This is a genomic window from Demequina sp. (assembly GCF_024642165.1).
Classification (GTDB): Bacteria; Actinomycetota; Actinomycetes; order Actinomycetales; family Demequinaceae; genus Demequina.
The window spans coordinates 1-401 of the sequence record NZ_JAHEBP010000122.1; the positions used below are offsets into that span (position 1 = coordinate 1).

At 75.1% G+C, this 401-nt stretch carries 1 pseudogene; it reads left to right on the plus strand.

What is annotated here, in order from left to right:
• Positions 1-284, plus strand: a pseudogene (locus tag Q0L54_RS09850) (DNA gyrase subunit A); the annotation flags it as partial.
• Between the last annotated feature and the right edge of the window lie 117 nt (positions 285-401).

The window sequence follows — 401 nt, forward strand, 5'->3', positions numbered from 1 at the left end:
TGGGTGCGCTCCTGGTCGAGGAGTCCGACGAGGTGCTGGTCATCATGGAGTCCGGCAAGGTGGTGCGCTCGTCGGTCCAGGGCGTGCCCGCCAAGGGTAAGAACTCGATGGGTGTCATCTTCGCCAAGCCCGCGTCGGGGGACCGCATCATCGGTATCGCCCGCAATGTCGAGCGCAACCTGGTGGGCGACGAGCCGGTCGAGGGCGACGTTCCGGCGGCGGAGGCAGCCGAGGCACCCGAGACTCCCGCCGCCGAGGCACCCGAGACTCCCGCCGCGGAGTAGCCCGAGGCCCCGCCGAGCCTCCCGAGGCCCCTCCCCACGCCTCCCGCGGCCCCGCCCCACGCCTCCCGCGGCCCCGCCGAGCCCTCCCGCGCCTCCCCACGCCTCCCGCGGCCCCGC